The 20,736-nt window shown below is 47.2% G+C and carries 23 protein-coding genes and 1 other annotated feature; of the genes, 4 read left to right on the top strand and 19 right to left on the bottom strand.

The features are described from left to right. Positions 1 to 45: 45 nt before the first annotated feature. The 11 genes from greA to AC3WTF_RS05405 form a co-directional block, all read right to left on the bottom strand. Entirely contained in the window at positions 46 to 519 is a 474-nt protein-coding gene (gene greA, locus AC3WTF_RS05455; RefSeq protein WP_003152766.1) for a transcription elongation factor GreA, read from the bottom strand. 253 nt (positions 520 to 772) lie between these two features. Beyond that, positions 773 to 1,408: a uridine kinase gene (gene udk / locus AC3WTF_RS05450; RefSeq protein ID WP_003152763.1), complete on the bottom strand. Its 636-nt coding sequence runs from the start codon at positions 1,406 to 1,408 to the stop codon at positions 773 to 775. Positions 1,409 to 1,414: 6 nt separating this feature from the next. Then, positions 1,415 to 2,683: a peptidase U32 family protein gene (locus AC3WTF_RS05445; RefSeq protein ID WP_003152759.1), complete on the bottom strand. Its 1,269-nt coding sequence runs from the start codon at positions 2,681 to 2,683 to the stop codon at positions 1,415 to 1,417. Between the two features lie 17 nt (positions 2,684 to 2,700). Beyond that, on the bottom strand, positions 2,701 to 3,630 hold the full coding sequence (locus tag AC3WTF_RS05440) for a peptidase U32 family protein (protein ID WP_007408214.1): 930 nt from the start codon (positions 3,628 to 3,630) through the stop codon (positions 2,701 to 2,703). A 6-nt stretch (positions 3,631 to 3,636) separates the two neighbouring features. Continuing rightward, on the bottom strand, positions 3,637 to 4,290 hold the full coding sequence (locus AC3WTF_RS05435) for an O-methyltransferase (protein WP_015387906.1): 654 nt from the start codon (positions 4,288 to 4,290) through the stop codon (positions 3,637 to 3,639). A gap of 151 nt (positions 4,291 to 4,441) precedes the next feature. Further along, the gene (mltG, locus tag AC3WTF_RS05430; protein ID WP_047935986.1) at positions 4,442 to 5,533 is read right to left on the bottom strand and encodes an endolytic transglycosylase MltG; all 1,092 of its coding nucleotides are present in this window, start codon (positions 5,531 to 5,533) and stop codon (positions 4,442 to 4,444) included. 110 nt (positions 5,534 to 5,643) lie between these two features. Continuing rightward, positions 5,644 to 5,925 carry a DUF1292 domain-containing protein gene (locus tag AC3WTF_RS05425; RefSeq protein WP_003152751.1) on the bottom strand — a complete coding sequence of 94 codons (282 nt, stop codon included), beginning with the start codon at positions 5,923 to 5,925 and terminating at the stop codon, positions 5,644 to 5,646. Positions 5,926 to 5,937: 12 nt separating this feature from the next. Continuing rightward, positions 5,938 to 6,354: a Holliday junction resolvase RuvX gene (gene ruvX / locus AC3WTF_RS05420; RefSeq protein WP_003152750.1), complete on the bottom strand. Its 417-nt coding sequence runs from the start codon at positions 6,352 to 6,354 to the stop codon at positions 5,938 to 5,940. 8 nt (positions 6,355 to 6,362) lie between these two features. Next, a complete protein-coding gene (locus AC3WTF_RS05415; protein ID WP_012118070.1) occupies positions 6,363 to 6,629 on the bottom strand; it encodes an IreB family regulatory phosphoprotein in 267 nt (88 codons plus the stop codon). An 84-nt stretch (positions 6,630 to 6,713) separates the two neighbouring features. Continuing rightward, positions 6,714 to 9,350 carry an alanine--tRNA ligase gene (alaS, locus tag AC3WTF_RS05410; RefSeq protein WP_007408211.1) on the bottom strand — a complete coding sequence of 879 codons (2,637 nt, stop codon included), beginning with the start codon at positions 9,348 to 9,350 and terminating at the stop codon, positions 6,714 to 6,716. Between the two features lie 80 nt (positions 9,351 to 9,430). Continuing rightward, positions 9,431 to 9,638, bottom strand: a binding site (T-box leader). Positions 9,639 to 9,681: 43 nt separating this feature from the next. Next, positions 9,682 to 10,743 (bottom strand): AI-2E family transporter, encoded by a 1,062-nt coding sequence (locus tag AC3WTF_RS05405; protein WP_007612803.1) that lies wholly within the window; start codon positions 10,741 to 10,743, stop codon positions 9,682 to 9,684. Between the two features lie 217 nt (positions 10,744 to 10,960). On the opposite strand from AC3WTF_RS05405, the gene AC3WTF_RS05400 reads away from it, so the two are divergent. Genes AC3WTF_RS05400 through AC3WTF_RS05385 form a run of 4 tightly spaced genes read left to right on the top strand, consistent with a single transcriptional unit; the run spans position 10,961 to position 13,919 of the window. Beyond that, entirely contained in the window at positions 10,961 to 11,689 is a 729-nt protein-coding gene (locus tag AC3WTF_RS05400; RefSeq protein WP_007408209.1) for an amino acid ABC transporter ATP-binding protein, read from the top strand. 20 nt (positions 11,690 to 11,709) lie between these two features. Then, positions 11,710 to 12,537 (top strand): transporter substrate-binding domain-containing protein, encoded by an 828-nt coding sequence (locus AC3WTF_RS05395; RefSeq protein ID WP_007408208.1) that lies wholly within the window; start codon positions 11,710 to 11,712, stop codon positions 12,535 to 12,537. Between the two features lie 56 nt (positions 12,538 to 12,593). Beyond that, positions 12,594 to 13,244, top strand: a complete 651-nt coding sequence (locus AC3WTF_RS05390) for an amino acid ABC transporter permease (protein ID WP_007408207.1) — start codon at positions 12,594 to 12,596, stop codon at positions 13,242 to 13,244. Positions 13,245 to 13,262: 18 nt separating this feature from the next. After that, positions 13,263 to 13,919 carry an amino acid ABC transporter permease gene (locus AC3WTF_RS05385; RefSeq protein ID WP_015417903.1) on the top strand — a complete coding sequence of 219 codons (657 nt, stop codon included), beginning with the start codon at positions 13,263 to 13,265 and terminating at the stop codon, positions 13,917 to 13,919. A 35-nt stretch (positions 13,920 to 13,954) separates the two neighbouring features. Here the strand turns inward: AC3WTF_RS05385 and AC3WTF_RS05380 are convergent, their stop codons facing one another. The 8 genes from AC3WTF_RS05380 to cymR form a co-directional block, all read right to left on the bottom strand. Continuing rightward, entirely contained in the window at positions 13,955 to 14,086 is a 132-nt protein-coding gene (locus AC3WTF_RS05380; protein ID WP_003152741.1) for a YrzQ family protein, read from the bottom strand. A 21-nt stretch (positions 14,087 to 14,107) separates the two neighbouring features. Then, on the bottom strand, positions 14,108 to 14,299 hold the full coding sequence (locus tag AC3WTF_RS05375; RefSeq protein ID WP_003152738.1) for a YrzR-like zinc ribbon domain: 192 nt from the start codon (positions 14,297 to 14,299) through the stop codon (positions 14,108 to 14,110). A 12-nt stretch (positions 14,300 to 14,311) separates the two neighbouring features. Then, complete coding sequence (locus AC3WTF_RS05370; RefSeq protein WP_007408205.1) at positions 14,312 to 14,770, bottom strand: PRC-barrel domain-containing protein; 459 nt, start codon at positions 14,768 to 14,770, stop codon at positions 14,312 to 14,314. 118 nt (positions 14,771 to 14,888) lie between these two features. Continuing rightward, entirely contained in the window at positions 14,889 to 17,267 is a 2,379-nt protein-coding gene (gene recD2, locus AC3WTF_RS05365) for an SF1B family DNA helicase RecD2 (protein WP_007408204.1), read from the bottom strand. An 18-nt stretch (positions 17,268 to 17,285) separates the two neighbouring features. After that, positions 17,286 to 17,906 (bottom strand): tetratricopeptide repeat protein, encoded by a 621-nt coding sequence (locus tag AC3WTF_RS05360; RefSeq protein WP_088461189.1) that lies wholly within the window; start codon positions 17,904 to 17,906, stop codon positions 17,286 to 17,288. 87 nt (positions 17,907 to 17,993) lie between these two features. Continuing rightward, the gene (mnmA, locus tag AC3WTF_RS05355) at positions 17,994 to 19,109 is read right to left on the bottom strand and encodes a tRNA 2-thiouridine(34) synthase MnmA (protein ID WP_012118077.1); all 1,116 of its coding nucleotides are present in this window, start codon (positions 19,107 to 19,109) and stop codon (positions 17,994 to 17,996) included. A gap of 36 nt (positions 19,110 to 19,145) precedes the next feature. Further along, positions 19,146 to 20,285 carry a cysteine desulfurase family protein gene (locus AC3WTF_RS05350; RefSeq protein ID WP_012118078.1) on the bottom strand — a complete coding sequence of 380 codons (1,140 nt, stop codon included), beginning with the start codon at positions 20,283 to 20,285 and terminating at the stop codon, positions 19,146 to 19,148. Between the two features lie 18 nt (positions 20,286 to 20,303). Then, complete coding sequence (gene cymR, locus AC3WTF_RS05345; protein ID WP_003152730.1) at positions 20,304 to 20,720, bottom strand: cysteine metabolism transcriptional regulator CymR; 417 nt, start codon at positions 20,718 to 20,720, stop codon at positions 20,304 to 20,306. Positions 20,721 to 20,736: the final 16 nt, after the last annotated feature.

Raw genomic sequence — 20,736 nt, 5'->3', positions numbered from 1 at the left:
ACCTCATCCATATTTTGGACGAGGTGTTTCATTGTTAAACGGATCTTATGAAATTTTCACAATTTTCACGAGCATTTCTCCGCCCGGCGTCTGAACTGTCACTTCTTCGTCCACTTTTCTGCCGAGCAGGCTTTTGGCGATTGGCGAGTCGTTTGAAATTTTCCCTTCAAACGGATCAGCTTCAGCGCTTCCGACAATCGTGTAAGATTCTTCTTCACCGTCCGGCAATTCGATGAATGATACGGTTTTTCCCAAACCGACTACATTTGAACCGCCGTCGTCTTCGATGATTTTCGCATTGCGGATCATGTTTTCAAGCGTCGTGATGCGCCCTTCCACAAATGCCTGTTCTTCTTTTGCAGAATCATACTCAGAGTTCTCTGACAGATCTCCGAAGCTTCTTGCGATTTTAATTCGTTCTACTACTTCTTTACGTTTAACCGTTTTCAATTGCTCTAATTCTTGTTCTAGTTTTTGTTTTCCTTCGTGAGTCATCGGAAAAACTTTTTCTTGTGCCATGTTCCTTCACTCCTTGGTGGTTGTCCCTCAACAATAACGTGTGATTATGTATGAGAGCATAAACGAAAAAATCAAGAATGAGAACACAGGGCAGTCCTCGTTCTTCTCTCCCATATAGGTACTGTTTATCTTAAACTGAATGTGTGTTTTCTGCAAATGTTTCGGTTTATAAACAGGGAAAGAAGGGAACTGTCTCATTCCCTTCCAGCCTATACATAATATGGTCTGAGTTATTTATGTCTATGCTATGGTATTACAAAATTGCATTTTGTTCAAGGATCGTTTGAATCTTCGTGACCATCAGATCAATCGCGACGTGGTTTTGCCCGCCTTCCGGAATAATGATGTCCGCGTAGCGTTTCGTCGGTTCAACAAACTGATTGTGCATCGGTCTGACGACGGACACATACTGCTCAATGACAGAATCGATTGAACGGCCTCTTTCGTTAATATCTCTCATAATCCGTCTGATGATACGGAGATCCGCGTCCGTGTCGACATAAAGTTTCATATCCATGAGGTCGCGAAGTCTTTTATCTTCGAGAACGAGAATGCCTTCCAGAATAATGACATCCTTCGGCTCAACCGGAATGGTTTCCTCAGAACGCGTATGCAGTTTATAATCATAAATCGGCTTTTCTATCGGCCGGTAATTCAAAAGCTCTTGAATATGCTCGATTAAATAGTCATTATCAAATGCGAGCGGGTGATCATAGTTTGTGTTCAGCCTTTCTTCAAACGGAAGATGGCTTTGGTCTTTATAATAAAGGTCTTGCTGGATCATTAAAATCGAGTGTCCTTTAAACTGTTCATAGATGGAACGGGTGACGCTTGTTTTTCCTGATCCGGAACCTCCTGCGATGCCTATAACTACAGGACTCTTACCCATTGGTGATTACTTCCCCTTTCTCATCATGTTGCTCGGATAAATCTTTTTGTCTACTTTAAATGTAACGATTTGCAGGGGATGGCGGGCAGCATCAAGCTCGTTTCCGTCTTCGTCCCAAATAGTGCCGATTGTGAATGTGAAATTGTCGATTTCAGGACCGAAAAATTCCACTTCGTCACCTTGTTTAAAGAAATTGCGCTGCTGGAGCGTCACCATTTGAGTTTCCTCGTTATACGCGAGCACGAGACCGGCAAAATCAAATGTTGTTTTCTTTCCGTGTTCGCCGAACATCTGCTCTTCATACCCGGGCGTGCCTTCAAAGAAAGCAGGCGCGGTATCCCGGTTTGCACATTTGTCCAGCTCATCCAGCCATTCTTTTTGAATGACAAAGTTTTCAGGATCAGCGCAGTATGCGTCGATGACTTTGCGATACACGCTGACAACCGTCGCAACGTAATGAATCGATTTCATCCGGCCTTCAATTTTCAGGCTGTCGATGCCCATCTCGATCATTTGCGGAATGGATTCAATTAATTTTAAATCTTTCGGGCTCATCGCAAACGGAGCGTCTTCTTCGTCATAGAGCGCGACCGCGTTTGCACCGTCTGTCTGATACAGGTCATAATCCCAGCGGCAGGACTGACAGCAGCCGCCGCGGTTGGAATCCCGGGCCGTCATGTGATTGCTCAGCACGCATCGGCCTGAATAAGCGATACACATGGCGCCGTGGATAAAGGTTTCAATTTCAATATCCACCTTTTCCTTCATTTCTTTAATTTCCAGTCCGCTCGTTTCACGGGCAAGCACCACGCGGTCAAGCCCTTCTTCTTTCCAGAACTGCACCGCTTTCCAGTTGGAAAGGGACTGCTGTGTGCTGAGGTGAATTTCTACGTCCGGGGCCACTCTCCGGCATGTTTCAATAATCAGCGGATCAGCGACGATAATTCCGGCAACTTTTGCGTCTCCCAACGCTTTTAAGTATTCTTCCAGACCGTCCATATTTTCATTATGGGCGAAAATGTTTGTTGTCACATATATTTTTGCCCCGTATTTTTTGGCAAATTCTACGCCCTCTGCAATTTCTTCTATTGAGAAGTTATCCGCATTTGAGCGGAGTCCGTATTCCTGTCCTCCGATAAAAACCGCGTCCGCTCCGTAATGAACGGCAATTTTTAATTTTTCAAGGTTTCCTGCCGGAGCAAGGAGTTCAGGTTTTTTCGTAATGACGCGTTTTCCGTTTACGACTTTGGAAATGGTTTGATTTACGGCTGTCATCCGTTGCACCCTCCTTTTTAATAGACCGTTTCTTTAAAGAAGAATCCTGTGTCGATGCTTCTGTTCACAGGCTGAATGCTTTCAATCCGCTCTATCCAGCTCTCTTTTTTCTCTTCGTATGTCTCTCGGCTTTCGAAGCACAAATCGATTGCTTCTCTGTACATGCGGGTCACTTCAGTTAAGTATTCAGGAGACTTCAAAACTCCGTCGATTTTGAAAGAATCGATGCCGGCGTCCATCAGGTCCTCTAATTCATCAATCATGCACACATCGTTCGGGCTCATGATGTGCGTGCCGTTTTCATCTTCAAAAATCGGGTATTTATTGCCCCGTTCCTTGTCATGCAGAAACATCCCCGCTTCTTTTTTCTTCTGTTCGATGTCCATGACTTTACCTTGGTATTCGAAGTAATGGCCCACTAAAGAACGCTTCGATTGGAACATGCACGTCATGCCGTGGATTTGAATTTCAATTTCCACTTCGGCGTTTTCTTTTATGTCAATGATGCTGTCCATATTTAATTCCTTAGCCAGCACTGCCCGCCGTGCGCCTTTGCGTCCCCAGTAATTGCAGGAATAGTAGTTGGTTCCCGTTGTTTCCGTGCTCCAATGCAGTTTAAGCTCGGGAGCCGCTTCACGCGCCGCCATTAAAACGGCCGGGTCACCGAAAACAGCCGCATCAACGCCGGCCTCCTGCAAAAAGGCAAGATAGCCGTTCAGCTCGTCCACTTTTTCGTTGTGAAAAATAGCATTGACGGCGGCGTACACTTTCGCGCCTTCCTGATGAGCTGTCTTTACGGCTTCTTTTATATCTTCTCTTGAAAATTCACCGGCCAGTCTCAGGCCGTATCTCTGTTCTCCGACTAACAGGGCCGTTGCGCCCGCTTGAATGAGCGGAAGAATATCCTGTACAGAAGTCGGAGTCACCAAAAGTTCAGGTTTTTTCATGATCATTCACCTCTTCTTTTTACTGATGGCGATGCCGTCTCCGACCGGCAGTATGACCGTTTGATAGTCAGGCCGGTTCATCAGCCATTGGTTATATTGATCAATTTTTTCAACAAGCTTCCGTCTTCTTTTCGGCTCAATGTCCGAGTGATTTTGTGCCACCAGTCCTTTAAACAGAACATTGTCCGTAAAAATGACTCCATCCGGCGCAAGCATCGGTTCATAGAGCTCAAAAAAGTTCGTGTACTGGCCTTTGGCCGCGTCGATAAAAATGGCATCATAAGGAGCCGTGACACGGACAGACTCAGAAAGTTCCAGCGCATCCCCGTGCATTACGTGAATCCGGTTTTCCATTTCAAAGTCTTTTATATTGTTCACAGCTTCTTCATAGCGTTTGTCGTCCCGTTCAATCGTGTAAATATTCGCACCCGGAAGCTCAAGCGCCATCCGTATGGCGGAATATCCGATTGCCGCGCCGATTTCCAAAATGTTTTTCGCCTGTTGAATCGACAGCATTTGAAGCAGCACTTCAATGCCCGCTTCTTCCATAATCGGAACATGGTGCTCTTTTGCATAGGCTTCAAGCTTTTTCACTTTATCAGGCCGAGGCTTCAGCATCGCGTTTATATACTCGTTTATTTGTTCATACCGATCATTCACGGCAAACAGCCTCCGTTCTAAAAAGGAGTGCCCCTGACGAATCCGCGGGGACACTCTCTTAAGACACTTCTTTATCCATAAGTAAACAACCCGATATATTTTATCATAAAACCTTTCAGAATGGAATAAAAGGAGAGCTTTTGCCCTCCTTTTATTCGCTGTCTTTTTTGGAAATATACTTTTCCTTCGCTTTATTATGGTCTTTTAATGTTTTGGTGAAAACGACCTCGCCGTTTGATTTTGCAAGGAAATAGAGATAATCCGTTTTGTCAGGGCGGAGAGCCGCTTCCCATGATGAATCACCGGCATTTGCAATCGGTCCCGGCGGCAGCCCCTTATGTTTATACGTATTAAACGGAGAATCAATTTTCAGGTCTTTGTAGTAGACCCGGCTTTTATGCTTACCGGCCGCATATAATACCGTCGGATCAGTCTGCAGCGGCATTTTTTCTTCGAGCCTGTTGTAAAAAACGCTGGCGATTTTGTGACGGTCAGCTTTGGCGGTGGCTTCTTCTTCAATTAGCGATGCCATTGTCAGCGCGTTATGGACGGAAAGTTTCTTTTTTTCCAGTTCAGATTTATACGTTTCGATACGGGTGTTTGTTTCCTGAACCATTGTCGTCAAAATCGTGTCAAGCGATGCATCCGGATCATTAAACGGATATGTGGCCGGATACAGATAGCCTTCGAGCGGATGCTTGAGCTTCTTGTTTGAAAGCGCGTCCGTTATCGTATCAGGAAACTGTTTCTTCAGTTTGCCGATGAATGTTTTGTCATCCAGTTTCGCCATGATCTCTTCTTTAGAATATGATGTTTCTTTTGCGATCGCCTCTGCAATCTGTGTAAGCTGTTTTCCTTCCGGAACGGAGATCTGAAAGGCATATCCCGTTGATCCCGCGGTCAGTTTTTTGATAATCGCATCCACATCCATTCCTTTATTCAGGTGGTAAAATCCCGCCTGAAACCCGGAAGCGCCTTTATACTTCACATACAGCTGAAATGCTTTTTTGCTTTTGATGACATGCTGATCCTCAAGAATTTCAGCGATTGCCGAAACGGAAGAACCGCTCGGAATATTAATATTGACTGCCGTTTTGCTGCCTTTGTCAACCGGGGACAGCAGAGATTTTCCATAGAAAAAAGCACCGCAAATGATGATAAGCAGAGCGATCACGGAGGACAGTATTATCGTCGTTTTTTTGTTTTTACGCGGAAATGAATGTTTAGTCTGATTGATATTCATACAAGTATTTTCCTCCCAACAGCTCTTATACTACATGATTCATGTGCATTCGGCAATTTATTACAAAAAAAAGCCGAAGCGCATATGCGCTCCGGCTTTTCCCGTTCATTTTATTCTTCGTCTTCTTCCGCTAAAAACGTGTTCAGCGTTTCTTCGATCATTTCCCACTCTTCATCAGTTTCAATCGGCATCAGTTCGCCGTCTTCACCGTTTTCGTTCGGTTCGAAGCTTGAAGCGTGAATTTCGATTTCATCATCGTCTTGAGCATCAATCGGATAATAAAGTACGTAAGATTTGTTGAATGTGTCGTTTTCAAATGTGAACAGCACTTCGCAAAGCTGTTCGTTGCCTTGATCATCGACAATTGTAATGTGTTTTTCGCCGTGTTCCATTTTTTTCACCTCTTAGTTTAAACTGTCCAGATATCCTTGAAGGATCATGACAGCCGCCATTTTATCAATGACTTTTTTTCGTTTTTGCCTGCTGACGTCAGCCGCGATCAGCATTTTTTCAGCCGCCATCGTCGTCAGACGCTCGTCCCACAGCACAACAGGGACATTGTACGCTGTTTCAAGCAGTTTCGCAAATGTTTGGCTGGCTTCGCCTCTCGGACCGATCGTCCCGTTCATGTTTTTCGGAAAACCGAGCACGATCTTCTCTACATTATAGTCTTTCATCAGCTCGGATAAACGGTCCAGACCGTAATCTCCTTCAGCCTCGTTTATTTTTATCGTCTCAATGCCTTGAGCGGTCCAGCCCATTTCATCGCTTAAAGCTACGCCGAGTGTTTTCGTTCCAAGATCAAGTCCCAATATTCTCATGAATGTATTTACGCCTCTTTATGCTGTTCTAGATAGGATTTTACCAATTCCTCGATTAATTCGTCACGTTCCAGTTTGCGAATTAAGTTCCGGGCGTCGCGATGCCTAGGAATGTATGCAGGATCTCCAGACAGCAAGTATCCGACAATCTGGTTGATAGGATTGTACCCCTTTTCCTGAAGCGCATCATATACCGTATTCAGCACTTCTTCGACGTTTGTTTCAGCAGAATCATCGGAGAAATTAAATTTCATCGTTTTATCAAACGAGCTCACCGTTTTGCACCTCTTTCCCAAATTCGCAGGCAAAGTTCAGCCTGAGGTCCTCATCTTATCATCATTCTACACTACTTGAAAGGATTATAAAACGGATTTTATCCAATCTTCCGCAGATGCCAGCGCCTCTTCCAATTTTTCAGGCTGCTTTCCGCCGGCCTGCGCCATGTCCGGACGGCCTCCGCCTCCGCCTCCGCAGACTTCAGCCGCTTGTTTGACCATTTTGCCGGCATGAAGGCCTTTTTCGATCAGGTCTTTCGTCACGCCTGCTGAAAGGTTGACTTTCTCATTTTGCACGGCGCCGAGAATGATGACCGCAGAACCGAGCTTCGCTTTCAGATCATCCACCATAGTGCGAAGGTGGTTCATGTCTTTCGCATTTACTTTTTCAGCCAGCACTTTTACGCCGCCGATGTCTTTTACTTTAGACAGAATGGCTCCGGCTTCCACATTGCCGAGTTTGCTGAGCAATGATTCATTTTCTCTTTGCGCTTCCTTCAGCTCCGCTTGAAGAGACTGAATTCGCTTCGGTACGTCTTTTACGTTTGATTTCAGCTCGTCCGCAGCGTGCTGCAGAAGGCTGAGCTGGCTGTTCATTTCCTGATAAGCGCCTTTTCCTGTTACGGCTTCAATTCTTCGCGTACCTGCGCCGATCCCTGATTCGGATACGATTTTAAACAGGCCGATTTCAGCCGTATTCGTGACATGGCATCCGCCGCAAAGCTCAAGGCTGTAATCTCCGACTTGTACGACGCGGACGATATCGCCGTATTTCTCGCCGAACAGGGCCATCGCCCCCATTTCTTTTGCTTCATTGATCGGTTTCAAATCAATCGCTACCGGAATGCTCTCCCAGATTTTTTCGTTGACGATTCCTTCAATGCGTTCAAGTTCTTCTTTCGTCACTTGACCGAAATGAGAGAAGTCAAAACGTAGACGGTTTTCGGTAACGAGTGAACCCGCTTGGTTGACATGTGTGCCGAGAACGTCTTTCAGCGCCTGGTGCAGGAGGTGGGTTGCCGTATGGTTTTTCACCACGCCGCTTCTCATTTGATCTTCAACTTCAGCCGTCACGCTTGCGCCTTTTTGAATCGTGCCGCTAGCCACCGTGCCTTCGTGTACATGCTGACCGTTCGGAGCTTTTTTCACGTCTTTAATGGTTACGACAGCCTGCTCGCTTCTCAGCACTCCTCTGTCACCGATCTGTCCGCCGCTTTCAGCATAGAAAGGCGTTTTGTCAAGAAGGATTTGGACGGTATCCCCTTCATGCGCCTCGCTGATTAATTGCCCGTCATGAAGAAGCTCGATCACCTTCGCTTCAGCTTTTACGGCACTGTAGCCGACAAATGTGCTTTCTGCGGTAATGTCGCGCAATGCGCCGCCCTGAACCTGCATGCTTCCTACATCTTGGCGCGCATTTCTCGCCCGTTCACGCTGTTTTTCCATTTCGGCTTCAAAGCCTTTATGGTCAACCGTCATTTGCTCATCTTCCGCGTATTCCTCCGTCAATTCAACCGGGAATCCGTACGTATCGTACAGTTTGAATACGTCTTTTCCGGAGATGATGCCGCTGCCTTTTTCCTTCTCTTTCTTTATCACGTCGGATAAAATGGCCAGACCTTCGTTTAATGTTTCGTGGAAGCGCTCTTCCTCCGTTTTGATGACTTTGGCGATAAACTCTTGCTTTTCTTTCACCTCCGGATAGAAAGCGTCCATAATTCCTGCAACAGTCGGTACTAGTTCGTACATAAACGGACGGCTGATACCGATGGTTTTCGCGTATCGCACTGCCCGGCGCAAGAGGCGTCTCAGTACATACCCGCGCCCTTCATTTGACGGCAGAGCTCCGTCGCTTACCGCAAATGCGACCGTTCTGATATGATCGGCGATCACTTTAAAGGCCGTATCCTTCACTGCATCCTTTCCGTAAGCATCTCCGGAAATGCGCTCTGTTGCTTCAATAATCGGCATAAACAAATCAGTGTCAAAGTTTGTCGGGACATCCTGAATCACGGAGACCATCCGTTCAAGCCCCATGCCCGTATCAATGTTTTTCTTCGGAAGCGGTGTGTACGTGCCGTCCGGGTTGTGGTTGAACTCTGAGAATACCAGGTTCCATACTTCAAGATAGCGATCATTTTCGCCGCCCGGATACAATTCAGAATCTGACGGGTCATTGCCGTATTTCTCGCCGCGGTCATAGAAAATTTCCGTATTCGGTCCGCTCGGGCCTTCGCCGATATCCCAGAAGTTCCCTTCCAGACGGATGATTCTTTCTTCCGGAACGCCGATTTTTTCCGCCCATAGCGTATAAGCTTCTTCATCCTCAGGGTGAACCGTTACAGACAGCAGCTCCGGATCAAAGCCGATCCACTTTTCGCTCGTTAAAAACTCCCATGCCCACGTGATCGCTTCTTCTTTAAAATAATCACCGATGGAAAAGTTTCCGAGCATCTCAAAGAACGTGTGGTGGCGCGCCGTTTTCCCCACATTTTCAATATCATTTGTTCGGATTGATTTTTGCGCGTTTACAATTCTCGGATTCTCCGGCACAACGCGGCCGTCAAAATATTTTTTCAGCGTCGCAACGCCGCTGTTGATCCATAATAAAGACGGATCTTCATGCGGAACCAATGAGGCGCTCGGTTCAACGGCATGGCCTTTTTCTTTAAAGAAATCTAAAAACATTTGACGCACTTCAGCAGAAGTTAAGTGTTTCATCTATATTCCTCCTTATCACTACCCGAAATTCTCTTTTGCGACAGCAAAAAAGCTCTCTCCCTATGCAAACCATGCGTTCACACAGGGACGAGAGCTGTCTCGCGGTACCACCCTGATTACAGGCCGAAAAAGGCCTGTCACCTTTCATCCCGTAACGCAGGACTGCGGCAGCCTTTAACTGCACTCAGGATTAGCTTCGGCCGATCTTCTGCTGAAGCTCCTTTCAGCGTATCGGAGCTTCTCTCTTAAACAGGGCTTCGGCGTACTCATATCCGTCACTCGAGATTCGTATGTATTCTACTCGAAATTATAGACAAGCAGAACCCGAATGTCAATGTTCCGTCCTGATCCGCAAAAAGTGTATGGCCGTCACTTTTAAAACGGCTGCCGCCGGAACAGCGAGAATCATGCCGGGAATGCCCGCGAGCTCTCCTCCGGCAAGGAGCGCCAGCATGATCACGACGGGGTGCATTCTGAGACTGCGCCCGACAATAAGCGGGCTCAAAATGTTTCCTTCTATAAATTGCAGAATAAAAATCGTGACGATTACGATGATCACAGCTTTAGCAGAAATCGCCAGCGAAAGGAGCAGCGCCGGTACAGCGCCGATAAACGGACCGAAATACGGGATGACATTCGTAATCCCGATGGCAAGGCCCAAAATCAGCGGGTAAGGAAGCCCGAACAGCCAAAATGAAACGCCGGCTATTAACCCGAGCAAAAAACAAACGAGAAGCTGACCGCGGATGTAATCACCGAGAGAGTCGTCCACATCCCGCAGAAATTCACTCCCCCTTTTTCTCCAGGACTTCGGCGTCAAATACCAGACTGTCTTTTTCATGACGTCTATATCCTTCACCATATAGAACACGAGAAAAGGAATCGTCGCCGCGATCAGGATATAATCAAGCACGAAACGGATGCTTCTGATCGTGCTTTCAATCGTGCCGGCAAGAAACGTTTCTGTCTGCTGAATCATTTTGTCCATTCGATGGTGCATGCCGTCAGGCCAATGATCCGTGTGATTATGCAGATGCTTCAGCATGCTGTTGTAGTTTTTGGCAAGACCGGGAATGCTCTCAGACAGATCCTGCAGCTGTTCAATTAAAACAGGAACCCCTTTATAAACCCCCCAGCCGATTCCGCCGAAAAACAGGCAATAAATCAGAAGCAGGCTTAAAGTTCTAGGCATCCCTTTTCTATGAAGCCATTCAGTAATCGGAAGTAAAAGATAAGCAATAAATACTGCGATGAATATAGGAATAAAGAGAGATTTTATAACAAGCCAAATGGGAGACCATAACATATCGAGCATGCAAAAGACATACACTGTTAACAAAACGAGCAGACATACAGCCGTCCACATTAAGAGCTGCAGCGGTTTTTGAAGCATGACGTTTCACCTCTTGCTTTATCTTTTGACAGAAAGCCGGAATTATTCCCGTTTCGTAAACTCCGCCTTATGACAGACCTCTTGACGGAAATAATTATCAGAAATTACGAAATAATCTAAATAATATTCATAAAAATCTGTATAACCATCGTAATGTGTTAAAGGATTTCAAAAACTGTCCAGTCAATATGACTCATGTTTTTTAAGGAGGATGGCCATGATTTCATTTCAGGATGTAAATAAGCACTACGGACATTTCCACGTGCTGAAAAACATTAATCTGCACATTAAAAAAGGGGAAGTCGTCGTTATCATCGGACCTTCAGGATCGGGAAAAAGCACGCTTCTCCGCTGCATTAATCAGCTGGAAACAGTTGATGGAGGCGCCTTAACGGTAAACGGCGTCTCCATCCATGACAAGAAAACGGATATAAATAAGGTCCGCCGCAATATCGGCATGGTGTTCCAGCATTTTCATCTGTACCCGCACAAAACCGTTCTGCAAAACATCATGCTCGCACCGATCAAAGTGCTTAAGCAATCAAAAGAAGAAGCAAAAGAAACGGCCTTATACTATTTGAAAAAAGTCGGTATACCGGAAAAAGCGGACGCTTATCCTTCACAGCTTTCGGGCGGCCAGCAGCAGCGTGTCGCCATCGCCAGGGGGCTTGCGATGAAGCCCGAAATTATGCTGTTTGATGAACCCACATCCGCGCTTGACCCGGAAATGATCGGGGAAGTGCTGGATGTCATGAAAACACTCGCAAAGGAAGGCATGACCATGGCAGTCGTCACACATGAAATGGGATTCGCAAAAGAAGTGGCGGACCGCATCGTGTTTATCGACGGCGGAGCCATCTTAGAAGAAGCTGCACCGGCTGAATTTTACGAAAGCCCCCGTGAAGAGAGGGCGCGTTTATTCTTAAGCCGTATTTTAAATCACTGAAAAGAAACGGAGGAGTGCTTATGTCACGTGTAACAAAATGGCTGTCATTCGGATTGATATCACTGCTGGCCGTCTTTATGCTGGCCGCCTGCGGAGGGAAAGAAACGTCCGGAGATTCAAAAGGAACGGGAAAAGACACGTTAGCCTCTATTAAAGACAGAGACAAAATCATCTTCGGCGTCAAAACCGACACGAGGTTATTCGGGCTGAAAAACCCAAGCTCCGGTGATATTGAAGGCTTCGATATTGATATCTCAAAACAGCTCGCAAAAGATATTCTGGGGGATGAGAAGAAAGCGGAATTTAAAGAAGTGACATCAAAAACGAGAATTCCGATGCTGCAAAACGGCGATATCGATGCCATCACCGCCACGATGACGATAACGGATGAGCGGAAAAAAGAAGTTGATTTCTCAGATGTTTATTTTGAAGCCGGGCAATCCCTGCTCGTCAAAAAAGGAAGCAGCATCAAAAGCACCGAAGACCTGGGAAAAGGCTCAAAAGTATTGGCGGTAAAAGGCTCTACTTCCTCACAAAACATCAGAGAAAAAGCGCCTGACGCCTCAGTGCTGGAATTTGAAAATTACGCCGAAGCGTTCACTGCGCTTAAAGCGGGACAGGGAGATGCGCTCACAACCGATAATGCGATTTTATACGGCATGGCAGATGAAAATAAACAATATCAGCTGACAGGCGAAACCTTCACCGATGAACCTTACGGAATCGCCGTCAAAAAAGGCCAATCCGGACTCATCAAGGAAATCAACGCCTCTTTGAAAAAAATGAAAGCCGACGGCAGGTACGAAAAAATCTATAAAAAATGGATTAAAGAAGAACCGGCAAAATAGAAAGGACCGCGGGATGAGCAGGCATGCTCATCCCCGTTTTATAAGGAGTGACATAGATGAACTTTTCAATTTTAACGGAAAACTTCGATATGTATATGGACGGTTTCCTGCACACATTGCTTGCGAGCTTCATCGCGCTGGCAGGCAGCTTTGCGCTGGGCGTTCTGATCGCAGTCATGAGAATCACGGCTTTCAAACCCCTTCAATGGATCGGCACTGCGTATGTGGAATTTATCCGCAACATCCCGCTTCTCCTCATCACATTTGTTTTTTATTTCGGACTTCCGAACGCCGGGCTGAGATTGGACGGCTTTCAGGCGGGAACGATTGCGCTGACGATATACACGTCGGCCTTTATCGCAGAAGCCATCAGAGCCGGAATTCAGACTGTCTCCAAAGGGCAGATGGAAGCGGCCAGATCGTCAGGCTTCACCTACAGTCAGGCGATGAGATACGTCATTCTTCCTCAGGCCGTAAAAATCGTGATTCCCCCGCTCGGAAACCAATTTCTCAACCTTGTCAAAAACTCATCAATACTCGGAGTGGTGGCGGGACTCGATTTGATGTATCAGGCGGATCTCGTTTCCTCAAGCACTCTTGTCGTGTTTGATGTCTATATTTTCGTCGCGCTTTTTTATTTGATAGTAACGATCCCGCTCAGCATCGGGGTTCACTATTTGGAAAGACGTCTCGGAAAGAGTTATTAGAGAAGGAGAGTGAAAAACATGGATTTTAGCGGCGCCTATACACCTGACCATCTGCTGTTTTTATGGGACGGCTTTTTGGTCACACTTTATGTTGCGCTGATCTCCATTGTCCTGAGTTTTATTTTCGGGCTTGCCGCCGGCACTTTGCGCTATGCGAAAATTCCTATCGTCTCGGGCATTATAGCGGCCATTGTGGAAACCATCCGCAACCTGCCGCTGTTATTAATCATTTTCTTTACGTTTTTTGCCCTTCCGGAAATCGGGATCAAACTGGAAATTACCGCGGCTGCCATCACGGCGCTTACGATTTTTGAATCGGCCATGCTGTCAGAAATCATCAGAAGCGGTTTGCAATCCGTTGACAAAGGACAGATTGAAGCGGCGCGTTCTTCAGGACTGACGTACACGCAGACTCTTTTTCTCGTCGTCATGCCGCAGGCGCTCAGGCGTATGGTTCCTCCGATTGTGAGCCAGTTTATTTCTTTATTAAAGGATACGTCACTTGCGGTCGTCATCGCTCTGCCCGAACTGATTCATAACGCGCAGATTTTAAACGGACAAAGCGCTGACGGAGGGTACTTTTTCCCGATCTTTCTGCTGGCGGCCCTGATGTATTTCGCGGTCAATTACAGCCTGTCTCTCGCAGCCAGACGGCTGGAAGCGAGACAAACGTAAAAAGGATACTTCCGGAGAAGTATCCTTTTTTCTGCTTAAAACATTTTCATGACTCGTCTTCTCATCCGTTTCATACCTTTTTTATTCAGCATATCGGACTGAGAAGCCATACGATACATAACGGCTCCAGCTCCTAAAGCCAACAGAGAGGTCATTGTTCTGCCCATCGCGCGTATCTCCTTTCAACTTTAAAAATTGATACTGCGTTCGTCTTCAGAAAACAAATCATCAAGACTGCTTAACGTGCCGTCTTCCTCTACTTGATGTGTCGCAATTTTGCCTTTGGCTACCGTCAGCTCAATGAAGCAGCCCCAGCAATAGTATTGGTTTACGCCGATTTTGCCGATATCTTTACTTTTGCAGTTCGGACATACAAGCACAGACTACACCTCTTATCCGTTCAGGACGATGCCTTCTTTCCCCGCTTCAATAAGCGTATCGGCGGCGCGGCGCACTTGGCGTCTGCCAGCCAGATCTGAAAAGAAGCCGTCCGAGAGTTCATATGCTACGATTATGCCCCTGTCCAAACAAAAGTATACATCTTCCAGCAAACCGAACATTTCACCATCAGGCGATTTCACCGGCTGCATCTTAATCTGTTCAAAGGTGAAACAGCTCTTCGGCAAAGGCTGCAAATGAGCATGACCGGCAGCTACGGCTTCTTGATCCATCTCTTTTATATCACTTGCCTCTAAAAAAAGATGGCGGTTATGAAACAGGCGTTTCTGCTCCAGCACGAAACCGAGAAACCGGCCGTCCAGAGAGAAACATACATCCGATATCATCCCGAGACTGCGCCCGGTGTTTTCGTCATATACTGTTCGTCCTTCAGCTGCATGGCATGTTCTCAAAGTGTGATCAACCACCTTTTGTTGAACAAGTATAGGTTTTGCCAAGAAGCCGGGCAGCATACTTTGAAATGACTTCCACAGGCGAAAACCCGGCGCTTGTTTATGCTCCGGGTTTTATTTACGCTTTTTCTTCCATAAAGTCAAACGGCGTGATGCCTTCCATTCCGATGTTCGCATCATATACACTGAACGGCAGCTCTTTTTGCAGGGCGGCCAGTTCTGCATCCATCTCTTCAGTCTGCTCTGTGAGCCTGTTTTTAAGCGATGTCTGTCTGACGGTGGCATCATTGTTTTTGACGCCCCATTCAAGCGCTTCTTCTTCTCCGCAAAGAATCAGAAATTTTTTCGCCCTTGTAATGGCGGTATAAAGCAGATTTCTCCTGAGCATTCGATAGTAGCCTTTGACGACAGGCAGGACGACAATCGGGAATTCGCTTCCCTGCGACTTATGAATCGAACAGCAGTACGCGTGGGTAAACTGGCTGAAATCCTTTTTCGTAAAGGTGATTTCGTTGCCGTCAAATGAGACGACGACCATGTCTTCTTTTTCCGTATTTTCTTTGGCATAAAAAATGGATACGATTTCGCCGATATCGCCGTTAAACACATTGTTTTCCGGCTGGTTGACAAGCTGCAATATTTTATCGCCCGTCCTGTAGACGACATCTCCGAATTTCAGCTCCCGCCTTTTTTCTTTCGGCGGATTCATGATGTCTTGAAGAAGCATATTCAGCTCGTTAATTCCCGCTTTTCCCCTGTACATCGGGGCAAGCACTTGAATATCCCTGGAGGTATACCCCTTTTTTAACGCGTTCGAGACGACCTGATCCACGACTTCTTTAATCTGTGAAGAATTACAGCGGATAAATGAGCGGTCCTTTGTCGGCGCGGTCAGCCCCTTTGGAAGCAGTCCTTTTTTCATATCATGCGCAAGTTCCACAATGGATGATCCTTCAGCCTGACGGTAAATATCTGTCAGGCGCACGGTCGGCAGCACCTCAGAAGCCAAAAGGTCTCTGAGCACCTGCCCCGGTCCTACTGAAGGAAGCTGGTCTTCATCACCGACGACAATGAGCTGAATATGCTTAGGAAGCGCCTTAAACAAATGGCTGGCGAGCCAGATATCGAGCATACTCGCTTCGTCTATAATGATCAGTTTCCCTTCTATCGGCTGATCTTCATTGTAGGTAAAGCCTTCAGCGCCATTCCAGCCGAGCAGCCTGTGTATCGTAACAGCCGGCAGACCCGTAGATTCGCTCATCCGTTTTGCGGCTCTTCCGGTCGGCGCGGCAAGCAGCACCGGGAACGCCTCGTCTTTTTTATAATCACCGGGGTCAAGCGATACTCCGTGCAGTTCACTGTATAATTCCACGATTCCTTTAATAACGGTCGTTTTCCCCGTCCCAGGTCCTCCGGTCAGTAAAAGCATCGGTGAAGACAGCGCTTTTTGAATGGCATCCTTTTGGCTTGGTGCGTATTGAACATTCATCCGTTCTTCCAGTTCACCGAGTGCAAGCAGAAATTCCGATTCAGGAAATTGATCGGCATACTCCGTCTGAGCCGCAATGTCGAGCACGCGTTTTGCGACATTTTGTTCGGCGTAAAACAAGGACGGAAAATAGCAGCGTTCTCCTTCTATGACGATATCCTTACTCTCCCCGAGGGCGATGATGCCGTCAGCCGCATCCATTTCCGTGACGCGGCCGCCTTCAGCTGACTGATTCAGGAGCGTTTGCGTATTGATTATCAGCTGCTTTGTTTCTATGTACGTATGGCCCTCTGAAAGACAGGTCGATTCAATTGTATATAAGATAGCCGCTTTGATCCGCTCCGGGTGGTTTCCTGACAGACCCATTTTTCCGCCCAGCTCGTCAGCTTTCACAAAGCCGATGCCTTCAACGTCTTTTACAAGCTGATAAGGATTTTCCTGAATTTTCTCCAGTGTTTCCGTTTCGTAGGCCTGATATATTTTCATGGATAGCTGGGGCCCGAAACCGTATTGGTTCAGAGAGATCATAATCTGCTCAAGCCCCTGATGCCGCTGCAGCTCTCCGGCAAGCTTATCCGCTTTCTTTTTCGACATTTTCGGCACATCGTAAAGCACCGACGCATCCGTCAGAATTTTATTGAGCGCGCCGTCTCCGAGCTTTTTGACGATTTCTTCCGCCGTTTTTTTTCCGATTCCTTCAAACAGATCACTTGATAAATAGTGAATGATCCCTTCTTTTGTGGTCGGAATTTCTTTTTTAAAGTGCTCAGCCTGAAATTGCAGGCCGAACTTAGGATGCGTGGCGGTTTTTCCGTAAAATGTGTAGGTCTCATCTTCTTGCAGCAGAGGGAAGTAGCCCGTTACGGATACGACCTTGTCTTCGATCGCCTCAGACGTTTCTGCAACCTTGACTTTCAGCACTGTATACAGGTTGGTGTCATTGTGATAAATGACCGTATGAATGACGCCTTTTACATACGGCTGTTCTTCGATGTTCAGCTGATCCACGAGCCTTCCCTCCTTTTGTTATGACTGGGTGATAAGCTGTTTCGCATGAAGCGCAAGCATATGATCAGGCTGTATGCCGATTGCGCCTTCCAGCATCTCAAGCGCCTTTTCACGATTTTCTTTGTACGCGTAAGCGACCCCGGCATTATAAAATGCGTCCGCGTGGCTTGGGTCCTGCTCGATCACCGTCTCAAACTGCGCCAGAGCTTCATCCAGCATTTCTTCGTTTGCGAGGCACATTCCGAACTGGAAGCGTGCTTCCGTGTCATTTTCATTTAATTCAACGGCACGCTGCAAATATGGCAGTGCAAGCTTCGGCCGCTCTAATTTAACGAGAACGGTCCCCAGCATATAAAACAAATCTCCGTTTTCCATTCCGGAGCGAAGCGCTTTTTCAAACATATCCTTCGCTTCGGAAAACGATTCTTTCATCACATATACGTTTCCCGCACCGTAATAAGCGGCTGCCGCCGAATTGTCCAATTCGAGCGCTCTGTTATAGAATGCAAGCGCCCGTTCGAGTTCGTTCACAGAAGAAAGCAGATTTGCGAAGTTGATATACGGCACCGGATCTTGCCCGTTTTCCTCAATCGCTTTCGTAAAAGCCTCTGCCGCTTTTTCAAAATCGCCCTCCTGCATGGCGTCAATCCCGATTTTATTATAATCCATTTTTAACTTCCTTTCGCTAAAAAACCCCAACATGCGAGTTGAGGTTTTTTACATGTGTTATACGTACCACAGTTTTGTTCCGTCTTTATAAACGTCATCTATCGTTCCGCCGCCGAGGCACTCTTCTCCGTCATAAAAAACGACGGCTTGTCCCGGCGTAACGGCGCGTACCTGCCCGTCAAAAATGACTTCCGCTTCATCATCACCCGTCATTTTCACCGTTACTTTGTGATCTTCCTGACGGTAGCGGAATTTCGCCGTGCATGTCATTTCGCCGCCGTCCATCAGACCGGGACGCGTCCAGCTGACATTTGTCGCCGTGATCTTATCAGAATACAGAAGCGGATTATGGAATCCTTGATCAACATACAGAATGTTTTTTTCAAGATCTTTACCGACGGCGAACCACGGCTCGCCGCTTCCGCCGATTCCAAGACCGTGGCGCTGTCCGATTGTATAATACATCAGACCGTCATGACGCCCTTTTACTTCTCCGTCCATTGTCATCATATCGCCCGGCTGAGCGGGGAGATATTGGCTGAGAAACGTTTTGAAGTTGCGTTCGCCGATAAAGCAGATTCCCGTGCTGTCTTTTTTCGCAGCTGTCGCAAGTTCCGCTTCTTTGGCGATTTCCCGCACGCGGCTTTTTTGCAGATCACCGATCGGGAACATGACTTTGCTGAGCTGTTCCTGATTGAGCTGATTCAGAAAATAAGTCTGGTCCTTGTTTTCATCCAGACCGCGGAGCATGCGCACTGTACCTGCGCTTCTGTCCACGCGGGCGTAATGGCCCGTCGCAAGATAATCCGCGCCGAGTGACAGAGCATGATCCAAGAAAGCCTTAAACTTAATTTCTTTATTGCACATGACATCCGGATTGGGGGTTCTTCCGGCTTTATATTCATCAAGGAAATATTGAAATACCTTTTCCCAATATTGCTTCTCAAAATTGACGGCATAATACGGAATTCCGATTTGGTTGCAGACCCGGATGACGTCTTCATAATCTTCCGTCGCCGTGCAAAAACCATTTTCGTCCGTATCATCCCAGTTTTTCATAAAGATTCCGATTACATCGTAGCCCTGCTCCTTCAGCAGAAGGGCCGCCACGGAAGAGTCCACGCCGCCGGACATGCCGACTACGACTCTTGTATCCTCCGGCCGTTTTTCCATTTGCATTCACTCCATTAAAAACGTAAGTCCGCCGTTTTAAGCAAGCCGTTTAACGACGGCGGCAAGCTTTTCGGCGGCTGTTTCGATTTGTTCCGCCGTATTGCCGAGGCCGAAGCTGAGGCGGATTGACGAAGTCAGCCTGCCGCTCTCACTTCCGAACATGGCCGTAAGCACATGGGACGGAAGAACGGATCCTGCCGTACAAGCAGATCCGCTGGAGACGGCAACGCCTTCCATGTCAAGATTGACCAGCAGCGCTTCCACCGGCACACCGGGAAAGTAAAGGTTTAAAATATGAGGCAGGCATTTCTCGGCATCTCCGTTCACCTCCGCTGTGACGCCGGATTTTTCCAGCGTGCTCATGATAATGTTCTTAAACTCCTTATACTTCGCTGTTTTCTCTTCCCTCTCACGGTTTGAAAGGACGACCGCTTCTTTTAAGCCGGCGATGCCCGGTACATTTTCCGTCCCCGCGCGGCGCTTTCGTTCCTGCTCTCCCCCGAGAAGAATCGGTGACAGCTTCACCTCTTGATTTACATATAAAAAGCCTGTCCCTTTAGGCCCGTTAAGCTTGTGACCGGAAACAGACAGCATGTCAATTCTGCTTTTTTTCACGTCAATCGGCATATAACCGAATGCCTGGACGGCATCTGTGTGAAAATAGGCCTGATGCCCGCTTAACAGCTCTCCGATTTCGTCAATCGGCTGAATGGTACCGACTTCGTTATTGCCATACATGACGGTAACAAGGATTGTATCATCACGGAGCGCTTCTTTCACCTGATTTGCACTGATCCGTCCTGAAGGGCCGGGGATGAGGTATGTCACCTCAAAGCCGTCTTCTTCCAGCTTTTCGCAGGCGTGCAATACAGCATGATGCTCAATAGCGGTCGTAATGATATGCTTTCCTTCATTCTTCCGGGCGGCAGCCGTTCCGAAAATCGCTAAATTATCAGCCTCCGTGCCGCCGCTTGTGAAAATAATTTCCTGTTCTTTCGCACTGATTTCGCGCGCGATGTCCGCTCTCGCTTCATCGACCCATTTCCGGGATTCTCTCCCGAATGAATGAATGCTTGACGGGTTGCCGAAACTGCCGAAGAAATGGGGCTTCATCTCTTCGAGCACACGCTCATCCATCGGGGAAGTCGCGGCGTGATCTAAATAAATCCGTTCCATTGTCTGTACACCTCTGGTTTAAATATAGAACATATAAGCTTCCTGCTCGCCGTCCGTGTAGCTCGCAAGGTCTTCTAACGTCGTGCTGTCCAGCACGTCTTTTACAGCGTCGCGGATGCGGATCCATAACTCCCGCTTGGCAGGCTCTTCATCCTCAAGCACTTCTACCGGGCTGATCGGCCCTTCCAGCACTCTGATAATATCTCCGGCCGTTATCTCTTCAGGCTGGCCCCCGAGCACGTAACCCCCGTAAGCGCCTCTGATGCTTTTTACGAGTCCGGCGTTTCTCAGCGGTGATACAAGCTGTTCCAAGTAATGCTCAGAAAGGCTGTTTGTTTGGGCGATGCTTTTGAGCGACGTCGGACCGTCTCCGTGCTTTTTCGCCAATTCAATCATAATGGTGAGCCCGTATCTTCCCTTTGTCGATATTTTCAATATGAACACCCCAGTC

Source organism: Bacillus sp. EB106-06-01-XG163 (genome assembly GCF_058791615.1).
This window is presented reverse-complemented; position numbering and strand designations above follow the sequence as displayed.

Excerpts from the sequence above, each read along its gene's own strand:
- AC3WTF_RS05390 (WP_007408207.1), top strand. The coding sequence starts at position 12,594 with ATGAACTTTTCAATTTTAACGGAAAACTTCGATATGTATATGGACGGT.
- greA (WP_003152766.1), bottom strand. The coding sequence starts at position 519 with ATGGCACAAGAAAAAGTTTTTCCGATGACTCACGAAGGAAAACAAAAA.
- mltG (WP_047935986.1), bottom strand. The coding sequence starts at position 5,533 with ATGAATATCAATCAGACTAAACATTCATTTCCGCGTAAAAACAAAAAA.
- AC3WTF_RS05360 (WP_088461189.1), bottom strand. The coding sequence starts at position 17,906 with ATGCAGGAGGGCGATTTTGAAAAAGCGGCAGAGGCTTTTACGAAAGCG.
- AC3WTF_RS05400 (WP_007408209.1), top strand. The coding sequence starts at position 10,961 with ATGATTTCATTTCAGGATGTAAATAAGCACTACGGACATTTCCACGTG.
- alaS (WP_007408211.1), bottom strand. The coding sequence starts at position 9,350 with ATGAAACACTTAACTTCTGCTGAAGTGCGTCAAATGTTTTTAGATTTC.
- AC3WTF_RS05380 (WP_003152741.1), bottom strand. The coding sequence starts at position 14,086 with ATGGGCAGAACAATGACCTCTCTGTTGGCTTTAGGAGCTGGAGCCGTT.
- AC3WTF_RS05445 (WP_003152759.1), bottom strand. The coding sequence starts at position 2,683 with ATGACAGCCGTAAATCAAACCATTTCCAAAGTCGTAAACGGAAAACGC.
- AC3WTF_RS05385 (WP_015417903.1), top strand. The coding sequence starts at position 13,263 with ATGGATTTTAGCGGCGCCTATACACCTGACCATCTGCTGTTTTTATGG.
- AC3WTF_RS05350 (WP_012118078.1), bottom strand. The coding sequence starts at position 20,285 with ATGGAACGGATTTATTTAGATCACGCCGCGACTTCCCCGATGGATGAG.
- AC3WTF_RS05425 (WP_003152751.1), bottom strand. The coding sequence starts at position 5,925 with ATGGAACACGGCGAAAAACACATTACAATTGTCGATGATCAAGGCAAC.
- AC3WTF_RS05440 (WP_007408214.1), bottom strand. The coding sequence starts at position 3,630 with ATGAAAAAACCTGAACTTTTGGTGACTCCGACTTCTGTACAGGATATT.
- AC3WTF_RS05395 (WP_007408208.1), top strand. The coding sequence starts at position 11,710 with ATGTCACGTGTAACAAAATGGCTGTCATTCGGATTGATATCACTGCTG.
- mnmA (WP_012118077.1), bottom strand. The coding sequence starts at position 19,109 with ATGGAAAAACGGCCGGAGGATACAAGAGTCGTAGTCGGCATGTCCGGC.
- ruvX (WP_003152750.1), bottom strand. The coding sequence starts at position 6,354 with ATGAGAATATTGGGACTTGATCTTGGAACGAAAACACTCGGCGTAGCT.
- udk (WP_003152763.1), bottom strand. The coding sequence starts at position 1,408 with ATGGGTAAGAGTCCTGTAGTTATAGGCATCGCAGGAGGTTCCGGATCA.
- AC3WTF_RS05405 (WP_007612803.1), bottom strand. The coding sequence starts at position 10,743 with ATGCTTCAAAAACCGCTGCAGCTCTTAATGTGGACGGCTGTATGTCTG.